Origin of the sequence: Kibdelosporangium persicum (genome assembly GCF_013280595.1) — a bacterium.
In the GTDB taxonomy this organism is placed as follows: Bacteria; Actinomycetota; Actinomycetes; order Mycobacteriales; family Pseudonocardiaceae; genus Kibdelosporangium; species Kibdelosporangium persicum.
This window is the reverse complement of record NZ_JAAATY010000026.1, coordinates 68509-84381: the sequence shown is the minus strand read 5'-3', so window position 1 is coordinate 84381 and position 15873 is coordinate 68509. Positions and strand designations below refer to the sequence as shown.

Genomic DNA, 15873 nt, shown 5'->3' with positions numbered 1-15873 from the left:
GTTACAAGCGCGTTTCCTCCCTGGTCGTGTTCGGATCGTTACCAATCGGACATCCCGCTTTGTGGCACCGGGCGCGGCTGGATAGCTTCTAGGGACGATGAGCCGAGGTAGGAGCGACGAGAAGGCCGGCAAGCCGGTGGGTTTCCCACCGGTGGCGTTGGGCGCTTTGTGGTGCCCGCACTGCCAGTCGCCGTTCACGCAGGAGGGCAGGGCCCTCCGGTGCGCGACCGGGCACAGTTTCGACCTGGCCAAGCAGGGTTACGTGAACCTGCTCGGGTCCGGGGTCGGCGACACCAAGGAAATGGTGGCCGCCCGCGACGAGTTCCTCGCGGCGGGCCACTACGCGCCGCTCGCCCGGCTGGTCGCCCATGAGGCAGCCCGTGACCTGCGGCGCAACGCCCTCGTGGTGGACGCGGGCACCGGTACGGGTTACTACCTCGCGGCGACATTGGCCCGTGCCCCGGCGGCGTCCGGGCTCGGCATGGACACGTCCACCGCCGCCTTGCGCCGTGCGGCACGCGCACATCCGGGTATCGGCGCGGTCGCGTGGGACCTGTGGAAGCCGTGGCCGCTGCGGGCCGGGTCCGCCGACGTGATCATGAACATCTTCGCGCCGCGCAACCTGGCGGAATGCCATCGGATACTCCGGCCGGACGGCACGCTCGTGGTCGTCACCCCGGACTCGATGCACCTGTCCGAGCTGCGCACGTACATGGACATGCTCGAAGTCGACGCGGACAAACTGACCCGGCTCGACTCGTCACTGCAGTCCCAGTTCTCGTTGACCGGACGGCACGACTGCGAGATCGAGCTGACACTGGACCCTCCGGACGTGCACCGAGTCGTTCACATGGGACCCAACGCCTACCACGTGCCGCCCGCCGCGCTGGCCGCCATCCGGCGGACGCTGACGGTCACCGCCGCGTTCGTGGTTTCGGTCTACCGGAGGGAACCGTGATCGAGGTTCCGGCAACGGCCATCACCGATCCCGGCTGGCTGAGCGAGCAGCTCTCCTTGTCGGCGAAGCGTTATCCGTTGGGCGACCGCGTCACGCTCGGGGTGCTGTGGTGGTACTCGGCCAGTTCGGTGTTGTTCGGCGCGGTCGTGGAGGCTCGTGACCCCGCACTGGAGGCAGTGACGTTGCTGCTGGAGCGGGACGGCCGGGTACGGGAGGCCCGATCGCCGGTGTTCGACGGCGATCTGCCCGCCCGGACGCACGAGATGCTGACGTCAGCGATCTCGTCGATCGCCACGGTCAGCGGAGCGCGGGAGCGCCAACTGTGGGCGATCGCCGCGGATTCGCTCGCCACGCGGATGTTGTGGGCGGGCAAGACGTCGCAGGCGCCCGATCTCGCCGCCGCGATCGGGCCGGAGCTGCCGGCGCCCCGGTACGTCGAGGTGCGCGGCAGGGAGTTCGTCAGGCGGGTGTCGTGCTGCCTGATCTACCTCGGCACCTCGGAGCAGAAATGCACGAGTTGCCCCAGGCAGAAGCCGTCGGAACGGCTCGACCGGCTCTCCCGTCTGGTGGGATGACCGTCCCGCTGCGACTACGGTGTGCCTTGTGAGTGAACGTACGTGGGGTTTCCGGACCAGGGCGCTGCACGCCGGCGGCTCGCCCGACCCGACGACCGGGGCCCGGGCCGTCCCCATCTACCAGTCGACGAGCTTCGTCTTCGAGGACACGACCGACGCGGCGAACCTTTTCGCATTGCAGAAGTACGGCAACATCTACAGCCGGATCGGCAATCCGACGGTCGCCGCGTTCGAGGAGCGGATCGCCAGCCTGGAGGGCGGGATCGGCGCCGTGGCCACCGCCAGCGGGCAGGCCGCGGAGTTCCTCACGTTCACCGCGTTGGCTGAGGCAGGCGAGCACATCGTCTCGGCGAGCGGCTTGTACGGCGGAACGGTCACCCAGCTCGACGGCACACTGCGTCGCCTGGGTATCACCACGACGTTCGTCGACGGGGATGTGTCCGCCTACGAAGCCGCGATCACGGACAAGACGAAGTTGATCTACACCGAGGTGATCGGCAACCCGTCCGGCGCCATCGCCGACCTCGAAGGCCTGGGCGACCTGGCCCGTTCGGCCGGGATTCCGCTGGTCGTCGACGCGACACTGGCGACGCCGTACCTCTGCCGCCCGTTGGAGCACGGCGCCGACATCGTCCTGCACTCGGCCACGAAGTTCCTCGGCGGACACGGCACGACACTCGGTGGCGTGGTCGTCGAGTCCGGCCGGTTCGACTGGGGCAACGGCAAGTTCCCGCGGATGACGGAAGTCGTGCCGTCGTACGGGGGCCTGAAGTACTGGGAGAACTTCGGCGAGTACGCGTTCTGCACGCGGCTTCGGGCCGAGCAGCTGCGTGACATCGGCGCCGTGCTGTCGCCGCACTCGGCTTTCCTTCTGTTGCAGGGCGTCGAGACGTTGCCGCAGCGGATGGACGAGCACGTGGCCAACGCCAGGAAAGTGGCGGAATGGCTCGCGCAGGACGACCGGGTGGCGTGGGTCGGTTACGCGGGACTGCCTTCCCATCCGCATCACGAACGTGCCAGGAAGTACCTGCCGCAGGGCCCGGGTGCCGTGTTCTCGTTCGGCGTCAAGGGCGGCCGGGCGGCGGGCCGGAAGTTCGTCGAGTCCGTGGAGTTGTTGAGCCACTTGGCCAACGTCGGTGACGCCCGGAGCCTCGTGATCCACCCGGCGTCCACGACCCACCAGCAGTTGTCCGAGGACCAGCTCGTCGCGGGCGGGGTCGGCCCGGACCTGGTCCGGCTTTCGGTCGGGCTCGAGGACGTCGACGACATCCTGTGGGACATCGACCAGGCGCTCGCTCAGGCGGTGAAGGCATGACTTGGCAAGGCCCTTCGGCGTCCCGCCGGCGCGCGATCCTGCTGGACACCAAACGGGTCGCGGTGGTCGGCGCGTCGGCGAACACCGCGCGCCCGAGCTACTTCGTGGCCACGTACCTGTTGTCGTCGACCTCCTACGAGGTGTTCTTCGTCAATCCCCGGCTGGACTCCCTGCTGGGTGAGCCGGTGTACCCGGCGCTGGCCGACCTGCCGAAGCCGCCGGACCTGGTGTCGGTCTTCCGTAAGCACGACGACCTCCCCGGTGTCGCCGAGGAGGTCGTCGACGCGGGCGCTCGTACGCTGTGGCTTCAGCTCGGGCTCTGGCACGAGCCGGTCGCCCGGCGCGCCGAGGACGCCGGGCTGGACGTCGTGATGAACCGGTGCGTGAAGATCGAGCACGCCCGGTTCGCGGGCGGGCTGCACCTCGCGGGCTTCGACACCGGCGTCATCTCCTCACGGCGCAACAAGTTCCGCTGACTCAGCCCTTGTGCGCCTTGGCCGCGGCGAAGCAGAACGCGCCGTATGCGGCGAACCCCAGCGCGACGACGAACAACAGGATCGAGCCGAAGGTCTGGGCCTGCAACGTCTTCAGCGCGCCGTCCAGGCCCTGGGCCTGGCCCGGGTCGGCGTTGACCGCGGCGATGCCGACCAGGATGCCGATGATCCCGTACGCGACACCCTTGGCGCAGTGCCCGGCGACACCCAGCGGCTCGGCGGCGTTCGGCAGCTGTGCGCGGTTAAGGTCCTCCATGAACTTCTTCTTCACGCCACGGCGGATGGCCGCGACCGCCACGCCGAGGATGACCAGCGCGAGGATGCCGACCAGGATCCGGCCGAACGGCTGAGCCATCAGCGTGGCCGTCCACTCCTGAGTGGACTGGTTGCTCGAGCTCCCGCCGCCGGTCCCGGTCGCCAGCTCGATGGTGTAGATGCCGACCGTGGCCGAGACGAACGCCCGCGAGCCCGCGCCGAACTTGCGCAGGAAACGTTTGCGGCCCTGCTCCACCCACGTGTAGCCGTTGAAGATCAGCAGGATCTGCCAGAGCGCGTACGCGAACAAGCCGATCGCGAGCCCCCATAACAGGACCGGGCCGAGCGGCGACTCGGCGAGTGACCCGACCGCGCCCTTCTGATCGGCCTGTTCGGACTCACCGAACACGACCTGGAGCGCGAGCCACGCGACAAGCAGGTGCACGACGCCGTAACAGATCATGCCGAATCGACCGAGCCACTCGGTGGCCTTGTTGCTCCGCACGTCAACCACGACCATCAACTCCCTTCGCCCAGGGATTGACAGTCACGGCGATCCGCAAACTACGGCAAACGGTCCTGCCAGCGAGTGACCAGCAGGTTACGGCCTTCCTCGGTCAACGAACCCCACAGCCGCAGCCGTGCCATACCGCCGTCCGGATACACGTCCAGCCGGGCTTGCGTGGCCTCGTGCTCGTCGGTGACCCGGAACAGGTGCCTGGTGTCGGGCTGCAGGCGTTCACGGGTGAGCAGCCGCTTCCACTCGCCGGACGCGTCCGCGCAGCTCACCGACGCCCAGCCGGGCGCGTTTCCCTTGAAATGACTGGTGTCCAGCTCGATCAGCCGGATGATGCCCTTGGCCGCGAGCCGCAACGACACCCAGTCGTTGCCGTCGTCCCTGCGCCGCGAGGTTTCCCAGCCCTCACCCATCACCGCGGCCGGTCCGGGCGCGATCAGGTTGTTCGGCGACGAGTAGAACCTGTTGCTGCAGTCGGCGATCTCGGCACCGTTCGCCAGCGCGGCCAGGTCCAGGTGGTCGAAGTTCAGGAAGTTCGGGTCGGCGACGGGCGATCCGTGTACCCGCAGCCGGGCCACGCCGCCGTCCGGGTAGATCGTCAACCGGACGTGCGTGTAGCGGTGGGTGTCCGTGACGTCGAACAGGTTCCTGGTGTCCCCTTCGAGCGGGGACTTCGGCAGCACGGTCGTCCAGCCGGTCAGCTCGTCCGGGCTCGGGTAGCCCTCGGCGCCGCACGCCTCGACCGAGGCGAACGGCGGGTAGTTGCCGGTGAAGAACGCCGTGTCGATCACCAGGCCCTTGATCACCCCGGGCATGCCGAGCCGGACGATCGCCTGGTCGACGCCGTCCGCGCGGCGCCGCCGGGTCTCCCAGCCGTCGTAGACCTGTCCTTTGTGGCCGAAGGTGTACGGCTGGAAGACCGGCTCGTCCGGCTTGATCAGGTTCTCCCGTTCGGCGAAGAACTCGTCGTTGGCCCACACCACCGCCCCGCCGAACCGGCGGCCGGCCAGATCGGGGTTCTCCTGCCAGTTCAAGCGTCCTCCCGGCCGAGCAGATCACCGTGCATCTCCTCGCCGGTGACCTTGATGCCCCGCAGCCACGTCGACACGACCCGGCCTGCCAGCGGCACCCCGTGATACGCCGTGACGGGGTTTCGGTGGTGCAACTGCTCTGCCTGCACGACGAAGGCCTCGTCCGGCGCGAACACGCAGAAATCGGCGTCGTACCCCGGCGCGATCTGGCCCTTGTGCCGCATCCCGGCCAGCTTGGCAGGCCGGTGCGCCATCCATTCGGCCACGTCGAACATGGTGTGGCCGCGGCGACGGGCCTGCGTCCACACCGCGGGCAGGCCGACCTGCAGACCGGCGATGCCGCCCCACGCGTCGCCGAAGTCGCCGGTGTCGAAACGTTTCAGCTGGACCGTGGTCGGCGAGTGGTCGCTGACGACGAAGTCGATCAGGCCGTCCGCCAGGCCCCGCCACAGCGCCTCGCGGTTGGCCGCCTCGCGGATCGGCGGGCAGCACTTGAACTGCGTCGCGCCGTCCGGGATCTCCTCGGCGACGAACGTGAGGTAGTGCGGGCACGTCTCCACGGTCAGCTCGATGCCCTCGGCTTTGGCCTCGGCGATCATCGGCAGGGCGCTCGCGGACGACAGGTGCAGGATGTGCACCCGCGCCCCGGTCCTGCGGGCCAGCCCGATCACGCGGGAGATGGCCGTGTTCTCGGCCCGCTCCGGCCGGGACGCGAGGAAGTCGGCGTACTTGCGGCCGCCCGCCGACGTGATCGAGTGCTCGTCCTCGGCGTGCACGATCATCAGCCCGTTGAACCGGTTCATCTCGCTCAGCGCGGCCTCGAACTCCTCGAAGCTCAGGTGGCCGAACTCGTCCACACCGGAGTGCAGCAGGAAGCTCTTGAAGCCGAACACGCCGGCCTCGTGCATGGGCCGCAACTGCTTGACGTTGCCGGGCACCGCGCCGCCCCAGAACCCGACGTCGACGTGCAACCGGCCTTCGGCGGTCTTGCGCTTGACGTCGAGCGCCTCCACGTCGACGGTCGGCGGCAGGCTGTTGAGCGGCATGTCCAGCAGGGTCGTCACGCCGCCCGCGGCGGCCGCGCGGGTCGCGGTCTTGAACCCCTCCCACTCGGTCCGGCCGGGGTCGTTGACGTGCACGTGGGTGTCGACGAGACCGGGGAGCAACACCTGGTTGGCGCCGAGCTCGATCACCCGGTCGGCGTCAAGCGCACTGTTCAACGGTTCGACGGCGACGATGCGCCCCTCCCGCACGCCGACAGTCCCCTCGGTCTCACCGGCCGAGGTGATCATCCTGCGGGCCCGGAACACCAGGTCCAGCACCTGCCACCCTCTTTCCGCTTCGTGCTCTTTCGCTTCCGGCAACGGCACCTCGGGCTAGTGTGGGCCCGTGCCTGCCGTCAACCTGCACCGATTCAACTCGGCCCCGGCCGACGACCTGCGTCCGTTGCTGAGAGATTGTCTCGCGGTGCCTCGCTGGGCCGACGAGGTGCTCGCCCTGCGGCCGTTCGCCGACCGTGCGACATTACTGTCCGTGGCCTTCTCCCGCGCCCGTGAGCTGAGCAATGACGAGCTCCACCTGGCGATGGCCGCCCATCCGCGGATCGGCGAGCGACAGGATGGCGACGCTTGGTCACAGGCCGAGCAGTCCGGCGTGGACCAGTCCTTGGGATCGCGGTTGCAGGTGGCGAACCAACGCTACGAAGAGAGATTCGGTCACATCTACCTGGTGTACGCCTCCGGGCGGACCGGCGAGGAGCTGCTGGAGATCCTGGAACAGCGCCTGGGCAACTCCCCGGCGGACGAACTGCGGATCGTGAACGAGGAGCTGGCGAAGATCGCACTGCGGCGGCTCGAGCAGCTGGTGACCGATGTCTAGCGCGGTCACGACGCACGTGCTGGACGCGGCCCTCGGCCGTCCCGCGGCCGGTGTCCCCGTGCGCCTGGAGGCCGCGGACGGGACACAGGTCGGCTCGGGGATGACCGACGCCGACGGCCGCCTGCGGTCGCTGGGGCCTTCGTCGCTCGATCCAGGCGTCTACCGGTTGGTGTTCGATGTCCTTGCCTACCACGGGCCGGACGCGTTCTACCCGACGATCACGGTGGAGTTCCGGATCTTCACGGCCGGGGACCACCACCACGTGCCGATCCTGCTGAGCCCGTTCGCGTATTCGACGTATCGAGGGAGCTGAGTTGTCGTACAGCCTGGGGCCGAACCAGTACGGCAAGGCCGAGGTCCGCATGGTGACGGTGACCCGATCGGGCTCGACACATTCAATGCAGGACCTGACCGTGAGCACATCGTTGCGAGGTGCGTTGGAAGCCACGCACCTGACGGGTGACAACAGCGACGTCGTGGCGACGGATACGCAGAAGAACACGGTGTACGCCTTCGCCAAGGAGGAACCGGTCGGCGAGATCGAGGACTTCGCCCTGCGGCTCGGGCGGCACTTCGTCGATTCTTTCGGGCAGATCACCGGTGCCCGCGTGATGATCGACTCGCATCCGTGGGACCGAATCAACGGGCATGCCTTCTCGCGGGGTTCCAGCGAGGTCCGGACGACCGCGGTGACCGTTTCCGGCGACCGGCACTGGGTTGTGTCGGGTTTGCGTGACCTGGTCGTGCTGAAGACGACCGGTTCGGAGTTCCACGGCTTCCCAAGGGACAAGTACACGACCTTGCCCGAGACCACGGACCGCATCCTGGCCACCGCGGTGACGGCCCGGTGGCGGTACCAGGGTTCCGGCGTCTCCTGGACTTCGAGCTTCACCTCGATCCGTTCGCTGCTGGTGGAGACCTTCGCGTCGAAGCACAGCTTGTCCTTGCAGCAAACGCTTCACGCGATGGGTGCCGCGGTGGTGGAGGCTCATCCGGAGGTGGCGGAGATCCGGCTGTCCATGCCGAACAAGCACCACTTCGTTGTCGATTTGTCTCCTTTTGGCCTGGAGAACGACAACGAGGTGTTCTACGCGGCCGACCGGCCTTACGGGCTCATCGAGGGCAGCGTGATCCGCGACGACGCCGAGGACCCCGGCGACGCCTGGTACACCCTGCCCGCTTTCTAGGGCCAGGAAACGGCGTCGAACTCGCCTCGCTCGGCCATCAGGAACTTCGCCCGCTTGATCAAGCCCGGCCGGGTGCGCGCCAGTTCGGCCAGATCTATCTCACCGAGGAGCGCGAGCAGTCCCGGCACAGGCGGTACCGTCTCGAAGCCCCGCTCGGCCATCCGCAACCGCGCGTCGAGGACGTAGTCGGGGATCTCCCGGAGCTCGTCGAACGCCTTGAAGAATTCGACCATCACGATCACGGTGTGGCGGCGTGCAGGCGTTGTGTGCGGTCATCGCGGGAAAGCCCGCGGCCCGAAGCATTGGTGACGAGCTCGTGAGACCAGCGGATGAACTCGGCTTTCGCGTCGAACCAGCCGAGCAGCCCCCAGAGGTCGACGCCGGAGCCCGCGAGCAACGCGCCGCCGAGCACCTTGTCAAGGGCTGTGACGATCTTGCTTTCCTTGGCGCCCAGCAACTTCACCGCGTCCGCGTAGCTCAGCATCGCCATCCGGCAATCCTGCCCTACGCCCCGGTTAGCGGCTGCGCGACTACTTGACTCGGAGTGACCGGAGAAGTGACGTGACCGCTTCGCGAGGTACCCTCAACACGACGGCCGGGTTCTTGCTGTCACGCACCGCCGCGAGCCCCTGCTTGACTTCGACACAGTCGCCGTTCGGCGCACTGGCACTGGACTTTCGCCAGATCTTGCCTTCATCAGGCGCCATCATCCCGTCACTCCATTCCATAAAGGATCTCAGCGATGAGCTTGACCGACTCATCAGGGCTCAATGCCACTTTCGTGCGAAGGTACTCCGCGTCCTCGACGTATTTCGCGACCTCATCGGGATCACGCAGGATCACCGACGCGTAGTGGTGATCAAGCAGAACGATCGGGCTCGCCGTCGCGAACTCGATCAACTCGAACTGTCCGGCCAGCATCGGGTGGTACCCCGTCGTCAAGCTGGGCACCACTTGAACCACGACGTTCGGCAACTCGGCCAACTTCAGGATGTGCCGCAGCTGGTATGCCATCTCGTCTGGCGGGATCACAGGGCGGACCAGCGCCTCGGAGTCGATCAACGCGAACAGGTCGACCGGGTTACGCCGAACAAGGATGTCCCTGCGACCAGCCCGGAGGGCGACGTGCGCCTCGATGTCGGACATTCCGCCGAAGATCGCTCGTGAGTAATCGCTGGTCTGCACAAGCCCAGGGAGCAGCAAAGGACCGGCGGCAGTGATCCGTCTCGCGGCCCGCTCGTGGTCGATCAACTGCACCATCGTCTCGTTGATCACCGCGGGGCCGACGCTCAGTTGGCTGGGGTTGTCGGTGGCCTGAGCAAGCAAGCCGATGGCTCGTTCACGCTCATCCAGGTCGGTTCCCAACGCATCCAGCAAACGCTCGACCTCACCAGTCGACGGGATCGCGGATTCACCGTTCTCGATTTCCGAGATCCGTGAGTGAGCCTTGAACCCTGCGGCGGACGCGAGTGCGCGCTGGGTCAACTGGGCTTGCTTGCGCGCACTGCGCAGCAGTGCCCCGAGCTCGCGGAGAGCCGCGCTCTTCTTGTTCGCGTCCACAGAACAAAGCGTACGACGGCCGACGGCCTTGATCGGGATCGCCCGTTCGGGGAATTGTCAGCTTGTTCGCGAACATGCACACTTGTTCGCGAACAACGGCCGCAGTCTGGCCGAAGGATGAGGGCTACTGCGGCGGAGTGTGAACGCGATGGGCAAGTGGGTCGTGAGCAGCGCCGCAGGCGCCGCGCAAGGAACGCCGATCGGGTTCATCGAGTCGATGCCCACCGGCCTGATCCATATCAGGATCGACGGTCACGTCACCCCTGACACCGCGGAAAGCATCCGGACGAAACTTTCGATCGCCATCAATGATGCAAAGCCGAGGCGACCATGACACACGTTCTTGCCGTCGTCCTCAGCGAGGCGATGGTCAAGCGGCTGGCTGGACTAGATCGGCTGGCACGCGAGTCTGATCTGCCCGCCCGGGCCGAACTGAGAAGTCTGATCTCGGCGGTAAGGGCGATTCTCGACCTGCACCGACCTGATCACAGCGGCCGATGCCGAGGCTGTCCGGGATGGCGGCGCGACTACAGGTTTCCTTGCCGGATCTGGCTGATCGCACACCGTCATCTGCTTGTCCCGGCAACCGATTGCTCAACCACTGGATCACATGAGGAGCTCAGTCATGACCGATTTCACGAAGCACTCCCCTGACGACTCGGAACTCCGCGAACTCGTTGCGGCGCAAGCGCCTCGTCTGTTCGCTGCCGTTGCGACGAAACATGACGAGACGAGTGTCGTCGGCTGGGGTATGGAGTTCGAAGACAGTGCGTACATGGTCAGCGCCGACGGCAGGAACCAGTACTTCCTGGCCGAGGCCGAGAACGCACTGAAGTACGTCCGCAGTGAACCGGAGACCACGCATGACCTTGTGTGGGTCGTCCCTGGCACGAATGGCCGTGTGGAGGATGCCTGTCAGCCTAAAGAGTGAGGCAGGGTGGCTGCTCGGGCTGGCACGGTGGAGGCATGTCATTTCTGACGAAAACGCTTGCCGCCGGGGTGGTGAGCGCCGCAGTGCTGGTCGGGGCACCGGTCAGCGCGTCGGCGAAGGTGGCGTTCTCGCTTCCCGCTCCTACCGGGCACCATCAGGTCGGGACCACGGAGATCCACCTGGTCGACGGCGACAGACAGGATCCGTGGAAGCCGGATCGCAAGCGGGAACTCATGATCAGCGTCTGGTATCCCGCCAAGGACACCCGGCACCACCCGCGGGCGCAGTGGTTGCCGGACGGACTGTTCGCTTCGGTCGATGCCTTCGCCGCGGAGGCTGGGATTCCGAAGGGGTCGGTGGACTGGACCGGACCGAAGACGTCCGGGCACGTCGACGCACCCGCCAAGCCGGGGAAACGGCCGGTCGTGCTGTACTCGCCGGGCTTTGGAGGGCCGCGGGCGGTCGGGACCGCGCTCGTCCAGGAGCTGGCCTCGCGGGGCTACGTCGTGGTCACGATCGACCACACCTTTGAGACAACCGTGGAGTTCCCTGGCGGAAGGGTGGAACACCCCGTCGAGATCCCGGCGGAGCAGATGGCGAAGGCCCTGCGGGCCAGGGGCGACGACACCCGGTTCGTGCTCGACGAGCTCGCCGACAGGGGATGGCACCTGGACGACGTCGGCATGTTCGGCCACTCCTACGGCGGGTTCACCGCTGGCGAGACGATGTTGCACGACCGCCGGATCGACGCGGGCATCAACATGGACGGCGGCATGTTCGCCGAGTTCGGGGACGTCGCCGAGCGTGGACTGGACCGGCCGTTCATGTTGCTGGGCGGACAACTGCTCGACGAGAACGGCGTGCTCGTCGACCACTCGCCGTTCACGGACATCGACCCGTCCTGGCCGCAGTTCTGGGCCAACCAGACCGGCCCGAAGCGGTCGGTCGTGCTGACGGGCGCGCGTCACCACAACTTCAGCGACCTTCAGGTCATCCTGCCGCAACTGGTCAAGCCGTTGAACCTGCCCGAGGACCACTTCGTGGAGCTCATCGGCACGATCGACCCCGCCAAGGCCTACAAGGCGCAGTACACCGACATCCGCAGGTTCTTCGACCGCTACCTCTCGTGAGTGTTTATCCGTGTTCTAACACCGATAAACACTCACGAGGGGGTCAGTAGTCGATGCGGTCGGGTTTGGCCAGCCACGCGGAGAAGGGTTCGAAGTTCTGCTCGGCAGGCAGGCTGTACACCGGTACGGGCCACTTGTCGCGTGGCTGGTCGAACAGGTCGTAGAACGCCCGGTCGTCGAAGCCCGCCTTGGCGGCGTCGTCACGGTCGGCGCCGTAGATGACCCGGTCGAGTCGTGCCCACAGGGCCGCCGCGAGGCAGAGTGGGCACGGCTCGCACGACGAGACCAGCACGCAGCCGGAAAGCCTGAAGTCACCGATCGCCTGGCAGGCGTTGCGGATCGCGACGACTTCGGCGTGCGCGGTCGGGTCGAGGGCCGGCGTCACCTGGTTCGTGCCGGTGGCGACCACCTCGCCGTCCCGCACCACGATCGCGCCGAACGGGCCGCCGCCTGCCGCGACGTTCTCCTTGGCCAGGCGGACCGCCTGGCTCAGCCACTCCTGCTCCATCAACTGGTCTCCGTGATGTGTTCTGGCCGCACGGGCACACGGGTCAACGCCATGCCGGTCGCGGCTCGGATCGCGGCCACAATGGCCGGGGTGGACGAGATCGTCGGCGGTTCGCCGACTCCCCGCAGGCCGTACGGTGCGTGCGGGTCGGGGCGTTCGAGCACGTCGATGACCATCGGGGGCATGTCCAGCACGGTCGGGATCAGGTAGTCGGTGAACGACGGGTTGCGGATCTTCCCGTCCGCCAGCTGGATCTCCTCCATCACCGCCAGCCCCAGGCCTTGCGCCGTGCCGCCCTGGATCTGGCCGAGCACCGCCTCCGGGTTGATCGCCTTGCCGACGTCCTGCGCGCACACCAGCTCGACCACCTTCACCAGGCCGAGTTCCACGTCGACGTCGACAACCGCCCGGTGCGCGGCGAACGCGTACTGCACGTGCGCGTTGCCCTGGCCGGTCTCCGGGTCGAGCCGGTAGGTCGGCCGGTGCCGCCATTCCACGACCTCGTCGATCACGTCCGTGCCGAGCACTTCCACGATCTTGTCGTGGTCCAGCGGGAGGTCGGTGTGCCCGATCCGTTCGAACAGCGCGGCCCGAACGGCGGCACAAGCCGCTCGCAGTGCGCCGCCGGTGACGTAGGTCTGACGTGACGCGGACGTCGACCCCGCGTCCCCGATCGACGTGTCCATCGGCTCGATGGTCACCACGTCAACGCCCAGTTCGGTCCGGGTGATCTGCTGCAGGACCGTCACGAGCCCTTGTCCGACCTCCACCGCAGCCGTGTGCACGGACGCCACGGCCTGCCCACCGATCACCGACAGCCGCACTCGGACAGTGGAGTAATCGTCGAAGCTGTCGGAGAAACCGACGTTCTTGATGCTGACGCCATAGCCCACACCGCGCACGACACCCTCGCCATGAGTGGTGTTGGAGACGCCGCCTGGCATGTCGGTCAGGTCGTTTCCCTTCGCGGGCAACGGTTTGTCCCGGACCAAAGTGAGCAGTTCGACGACGGGCGCGGGCGAGTCGACGACCTGGCCGGTCGGCATGACCGCGCCTTCGCTCATCGCGTTGCGAATCCGCACCTCGACCGGGTCGAGCCCCACTGCGTCCGCCAGTCTGTCCATCTGGGACTCATAGGCGAAAGCTGCCTGCACGGCACCGAAACCACGCATCGCGCCACACGGTGGGTTGTTGGTGTAAACACCCCAGCAGTCCACGGTCACGCTGGGCACGTCGTACGGCCCGACCCCGAGCGTCGCCGCGTTCGCCACGACCGCGCCGGTGCTGGACGCGTAAGCGCCGCCGTCGAGGTAGATCCGGGCCTTGACGTAGACGATCTTGCCGTTCCGGGTGGCGCCGTGCTCGTAGTACATCCGCGCGGGATGCCGGTGGACGTGGCCGTAGAACGATTCCTCACGGTTGTAGACCATCTTCACCGGTTTGCCGGTGCGCAACGCCAGCATGCACGCGTGGACCTGCATCGACAGGTCCTCACGGCCACCGAACGCGCCGCCGACACCCGACAACGTCAGCCGCACCTTCTCCGGCGGCAACCCGAGAGCGACCGCGATCTGCCGCTGGTCGGCGTGCAGCCACTGGGTCGCGATGTACAGGTCGACCGAGCCGTCGTCGGCGGGCACCGCGAGACCGGACTCCGGGCCCAGAAAGGCCTGGTCCTGCATGCCCACTTCGTACTCGCCGGTGACCACCACGTCCGCGCGGACGTCCTGCGGGCCGTGCCGGACCTTCACGTGCCGGACCACGTTCCCGTTCGGGTGCAACGGTTCCGCGCGCCCGTGCGCCGCGTCCTCGGTGTTCACGACGGGCGGCAGGACCTCGTACGCCACCTCGATGCGCTTCATCGCGCGGCGCGCGGTCTCGGGGTGGTCGGCGGCTACCAGGGCGACGGGTTCGCCCTGGTAGCGGACCACGTCCTCGGCCAACACCGGCTGGTCGGGGTGTTCGAGGCCGTAGATGTTGGTTCCCGGCACGTCTTCGTGCGTGAGCACCGCCTGGACACCCGGAACCCGCAAGGCCTCGGTGATGTCGATGGACGTGATCCGGGCATACGGATGCGGGCTGCGCAACGTCACGCCCCACACCATGTCCTCATGCCACAGGTCCGAGGAGTACGCGAACTCGCCCCGCGCTTTCAGAGCGCCGTCGGGCCGTTGGGCGTTCGTGCCGATACCGCCCTGCGTGGCGACAGTCGTGGTCATGACCGGGCCGCCATCCTGACCGCGTCCAGGATCTTCTCGTATCCCGTGCACCGGCAGAGGTTCCCGGCCAGCGCCTCCCGGATCTCCGGATCGGACGGCTGCGGCGTACGGGTGAGCAAGTCGTGCGCGGCGACAACAAGGCCAGGCGTGCAGAATCCGCATTGGACCGCCCCGGCGTCCACAAAGGCCTGCTGGACGCGGTCGAGCGTGTCACCGGAAGCCAGACCTTCGACCGTCCTGACCTCACGCCCCTCGGCCTGACCGGCGGCGACGAGGCACGCACACACCGGCGTGCCGTCCATGTAGACCGTGCACGAGCCGCATTCGCCTTGCTCGCAGGCGTTCTTCGAGCCAGGCAGGCCGAGTCGCTCACGCAGCACGTACAGCAGGCTCTCCCCCGGCCAGACGTCGTCAACCTGCCGTGCTTCGCCGTTGACGGTGATGTTCACGCGCATGACCGTTCTCCTTCGCGATACGCGTCCCACGCCCAGCCCAGCGCCCGCCGCGCCAGCACCGCCAGCGCGTGCTTGCGGTACGCCGCGCTGCCGCGGACGTCGTCGATCGGCTCGGCGGCCGACGCGACCAGCTCGCCGAACCGCCGCTTGGCCGAGTCGGGCAGCGCCTGGGGCGACTCCCAGTCGAGCACCTCGGTCAGGAAGTCCTCGGCCTGCCGCACCCGCCGGGGCGTCGGCGCGGCCGAGCCGATGGCCGCACCGGCACGGGACTCGTTGGGATGCAAGCTGATCGCGAACGAGCACACCGCGATGACCATCGCGTTGCGTGTCCCGACCTTCGCGAACTGCTGCGGACCTGTGGCCTTCGGCAGGCGGATCGAGGTGATCAGCTCGTCGGGTTCCAGCGCGTTGCGTTTCACGCCAAGGTAGAACTCGCTCGCCGGGATGCTCCGGGTGCCACGGGCCGAGGCGACCTCGACGACGGCGTCGGACGCCAGCAACACCGGATGTGTGTCACCGGCCGGCGAAGCGGCGCCCAAGTTGCCGCCGACCGTGCCCCGGTTTCGGATCTGCGGCGACCCGACCGTGCGGGAAGCGATCGCCAGGCCGGGCAGGTCCGTGCCCAGCTCGTTGATCAGGCGCGTGTACGGCAGGGCGGCGCCGAACGTGACAACTGAATCGTCGCGTGACCACTCGGCCAGTTCGGCCACGCGAGTCAGGTCGAGCAGAGCGGCTGGACGCCGGTGGTCGAAGTTCAGTTCGACCATCACGTCCGTCCCGCCCGCGATCGGCACGGCCTCGGGCCGGGCCGCCTTCATCTCCAGGGCCTCGCCCAGGCTCACCGGACGCAGGAACTCCAC

General features: G+C 67.6%; 21 protein-coding genes. 10 read left to right on the top strand and 11 right to left on the bottom strand.

The genetic code is table 11. The features are described 5' to 3' along the window. Window positions 1-97: 97 nt before the first annotated feature. The 4 genes from GC106_RS34860 to GC106_RS34845 are packed head-to-tail and all read left to right on the top strand — an operon-like array spanning window position 98 to window position 3324. Window positions 98-958, top strand: a complete 861-nt coding sequence (locus GC106_RS34860; RefSeq protein WP_173139405.1) for a putative RNA methyltransferase — start codon at window positions 98-100, stop codon at window positions 956-958. Then, window positions 955-1533 (top strand): (2Fe-2S)-binding protein, encoded by a 579-nt coding sequence (locus GC106_RS34855; RefSeq protein WP_173139403.1) that lies wholly within the window; start codon window positions 955-957, stop codon window positions 1531-1533. Before GC106_RS34860 ends, GC106_RS34855 begins: the two co-directional genes overlap by 4 nt. Window positions 1534-1561: 28 nt before the next feature. Beyond that, window positions 1562-2848 (top strand): O-acetylhomoserine aminocarboxypropyltransferase/cysteine synthase family protein, encoded by a 1287-nt coding sequence (locus GC106_RS34850; RefSeq protein WP_173139401.1) that lies wholly within the window; start codon window positions 1562-1564, stop codon window positions 2846-2848. After that, entirely contained in the window at window positions 2845-3324 is a 480-nt protein-coding gene (locus GC106_RS34845; RefSeq protein WP_173139399.1) for a CoA-binding protein, read from the top strand. The genes GC106_RS34850 and GC106_RS34845 overlap by 4 nt, the downstream gene beginning before the upstream one ends. Window position 3325: 1 nt before the next feature. Here the strand turns inward: GC106_RS34845 and GC106_RS34840 are convergent, their stop codons facing one another. Genes GC106_RS34840 through allB form a run of 3 tightly spaced genes read right to left on the bottom strand, consistent with a single transcriptional unit; the run spans window position 3326 to window position 6464 of the window. After that, window positions 3326-4117 (bottom strand): DUF1206 domain-containing protein, encoded by a 792-nt coding sequence (locus tag GC106_RS34840; protein WP_246367503.1) that lies wholly within the window; start codon window positions 4115-4117, stop codon window positions 3326-3328. Between the two features lie 44 nt (window positions 4118-4161). Further along, on the bottom strand, window positions 4162-5148 hold the full coding sequence (gene alc / locus GC106_RS34835) for an allantoicase (protein ID WP_173139397.1): 987 nt from the start codon (window positions 5146-5148) through the stop codon (window positions 4162-4164). Continuing rightward, window positions 5145-6464 (bottom strand): allantoinase AllB, encoded by a 1320-nt coding sequence (gene allB / locus GC106_RS34830; protein ID WP_173139499.1) that lies wholly within the window; start codon window positions 6462-6464, stop codon window positions 5145-5147. The genes alc and allB overlap by 4 nt, the downstream gene beginning before the upstream one ends. 70 nt (window positions 6465-6534) lie before the next feature. Here allB and uraD point away from each other — a divergent pair, with 70 nt between their 5' ends. Genes uraD through pucL form a run of 3 tightly spaced genes read left to right on the top strand, consistent with a single transcriptional unit; the run spans window position 6535 to window position 8210 of the window. Further along, window positions 6535-7023 (top strand): 2-oxo-4-hydroxy-4-carboxy-5-ureidoimidazoline decarboxylase, encoded by a 489-nt coding sequence (gene uraD, locus GC106_RS34825; RefSeq protein ID WP_312873119.1) that lies wholly within the window; start codon window positions 6535-6537, stop codon window positions 7021-7023. Continuing rightward, complete coding sequence (gene uraH / locus GC106_RS34820; protein WP_173139396.1) at window positions 7016-7336, top strand: hydroxyisourate hydrolase; 321 nt, start codon at window positions 7016-7018, stop codon at window positions 7334-7336. The genes uraD and uraH overlap by 8 nt, the downstream gene beginning before the upstream one ends. Before the next feature lies 1 nt (window position 7337). Beyond that, complete coding sequence (gene pucL, locus GC106_RS34815) at window positions 7338-8210, top strand: factor-independent urate hydroxylase (RefSeq protein ID WP_173139395.1); 873 nt, start codon at window positions 7338-7340, stop codon at window positions 8208-8210. Here pucL and GC106_RS34810 read toward each other — a convergent pair. Genes GC106_RS34810 through GC106_RS34795 form a run of 4 tightly spaced genes read right to left on the bottom strand, consistent with a single transcriptional unit; the run spans window position 8207 to window position 9770 of the window. Next, window positions 8207-8443, bottom strand: coding sequence for a hypothetical protein (locus GC106_RS34810; protein WP_173139394.1), 237 nt, complete (start codon window positions 8441-8443; stop codon window positions 8207-8209). The two genes, pucL and GC106_RS34810, sit on opposite strands and share 4 nt — an antisense overlap. 5 nt (window positions 8444-8448) lie before the next feature. Beyond that, window positions 8449-8700 carry an NACHT N-terminal helical domain 7-containing protein gene (locus GC106_RS34805; RefSeq protein WP_173139393.1) on the bottom strand — a complete coding sequence of 84 codons (252 nt, stop codon included), beginning with the start codon at window positions 8698-8700 and terminating at the stop codon, window positions 8449-8451. Window positions 8701-8740: 40 nt separating this feature from the next. Then, window positions 8741-8917: a DUF397 domain-containing protein gene (locus GC106_RS34800; protein WP_173139495.1), complete on the bottom strand. Its 177-nt coding sequence runs from the start codon at window positions 8915-8917 to the stop codon at window positions 8741-8743. A gap of 7 nt (window positions 8918-8924) precedes the next feature. Next, complete coding sequence (locus tag GC106_RS34795; protein WP_173139392.1) at window positions 8925-9770, bottom strand: helix-turn-helix domain-containing protein; 846 nt, start codon at window positions 9768-9770, stop codon at window positions 8925-8927. Between the two features lie 148 nt (window positions 9771-9918). On the opposite strand from GC106_RS34795, the gene GC106_RS34790 reads away from it, so the two are divergent. The 3 genes from GC106_RS34790 to GC106_RS34780 all read left to right on the top strand — a co-directional run bounded on the left by GC106_RS34790 (window position 9919) and on the right by GC106_RS34780 (window position 11831). Further along, window positions 9919-10104, top strand: a complete 186-nt coding sequence (locus GC106_RS34790; RefSeq protein ID WP_173139391.1) for a hypothetical protein — start codon at window positions 9919-9921, stop codon at window positions 10102-10104. Window positions 10105-10395: 291 nt separating this feature from the next. Further along, entirely contained in the window at window positions 10396-10701 is a 306-nt protein-coding gene (locus tag GC106_RS34785; protein ID WP_173139390.1) for a hypothetical protein, read from the top strand. Window positions 10702-10736: 35 nt separating this feature from the next. Next, complete coding sequence (locus GC106_RS34780) at window positions 10737-11831, top strand: alpha/beta hydrolase family protein (RefSeq protein WP_173139389.1); 1095 nt, start codon at window positions 10737-10739, stop codon at window positions 11829-11831. 43 nt (window positions 11832-11874) lie between these two features. On the opposite strand, the gene GC106_RS34775 is transcribed toward GC106_RS34780, so the two are convergent. Genes GC106_RS34775 through GC106_RS34760 form a run of 4 tightly spaced genes read right to left on the bottom strand, consistent with a single transcriptional unit; the run spans window position 11875 to window position 15873 of the window. Further along, window positions 11875-12339 (bottom strand): nucleoside deaminase, encoded by a 465-nt coding sequence (locus GC106_RS34775; RefSeq protein ID WP_173139387.1) that lies wholly within the window; start codon window positions 12337-12339, stop codon window positions 11875-11877. Then, window positions 12339-14558 (bottom strand): xanthine dehydrogenase family protein molybdopterin-binding subunit, encoded by a 2220-nt coding sequence (locus GC106_RS34770; protein WP_173139385.1) that lies wholly within the window; start codon window positions 14556-14558, stop codon window positions 12339-12341. Before GC106_RS34770 ends, GC106_RS34775 begins: the two co-directional genes overlap by 1 nt. Further along, the gene (locus GC106_RS34765; protein WP_173139383.1) at window positions 14555-15013 is read right to left on the bottom strand and encodes a (2Fe-2S)-binding protein; all 459 of its coding nucleotides are present in this window, start codon (window positions 15011-15013) and stop codon (window positions 14555-14557) included. Before GC106_RS34765 ends, GC106_RS34770 begins: the two co-directional genes overlap by 4 nt. Next, entirely contained in the window at window positions 15004-15873 is an 870-nt protein-coding gene (locus GC106_RS34760; RefSeq protein ID WP_173139381.1) for an FAD binding domain-containing protein, read from the bottom strand. The genes GC106_RS34765 and GC106_RS34760 overlap by 10 nt, the downstream gene beginning before the upstream one ends.

Bases quoted from the DNA above. Each gene is read 5' to 3' on its own strand.
- GC106_RS34790 (WP_173139391.1), top strand. From the start codon at position 9,919: ATGGGCAAGTGGGTCGTGAGCAGCGCCGCAGGCGCCGCGCAAGGAACG.
- uraH (WP_173139396.1), top strand. From the start codon at position 7,016: ATGTCTAGCGCGGTCACGACGCACGTGCTGGACGCGGCCCTCGGCCGT.
- GC106_RS34845 (WP_173139399.1), top strand. From the start codon at position 2,845: ATGACTTGGCAAGGCCCTTCGGCGTCCCGCCGGCGCGCGATCCTGCTG.
- GC106_RS34840 (WP_246367503.1), bottom strand. From the start codon at position 4,117: ATGGTCGTGGTTGACGTGCGGAGCAACAAGGCCACCGAGTGGCTCGGT.
- GC106_RS34780 (WP_173139389.1), top strand. From the start codon at position 10,737: ATGTCATTTCTGACGAAAACGCTTGCCGCCGGGGTGGTGAGCGCCGCA.
- GC106_RS34810 (WP_173139394.1), bottom strand. From the start codon at position 8,443: ATGGTCGAATTCTTCAAGGCGTTCGACGAGCTCCGGGAGATCCCCGAC.
- GC106_RS34805 (WP_173139393.1), bottom strand. From the start codon at position 8,700: ATGGCGATGCTGAGCTACGCGGACGCGGTGAAGTTGCTGGGCGCCAAG.
- GC106_RS34860 (WP_173139405.1), top strand. From the start codon at position 98: ATGAGCCGAGGTAGGAGCGACGAGAAGGCCGGCAAGCCGGTGGGTTTC.
- GC106_RS34765 (WP_173139383.1), bottom strand. From the start codon at position 15,013: ATGCGCGTGAACATCACCGTCAACGGCGAAGCACGGCAGGTTGACGAC.
- GC106_RS34785 (WP_173139390.1), top strand. From the start codon at position 10,396: ATGACCGATTTCACGAAGCACTCCCCTGACGACTCGGAACTCCGCGAA.
- GC106_RS34775 (WP_173139387.1), bottom strand. From the start codon at position 12,339: ATGGAGCAGGAGTGGCTGAGCCAGGCGGTCCGCCTGGCCAAGGAGAAC.
- GC106_RS34770 (WP_173139385.1), bottom strand. From the start codon at position 14,558: ATGACCACGACTGTCGCCACGCAGGGCGGTATCGGCACGAACGCCCAA.
- GC106_RS34800 (WP_173139495.1), bottom strand. From the start codon at position 8,917: ATGGCGCCTGATGAAGGCAAGATCTGGCGAAAGTCCAGTGCCAGTGCG.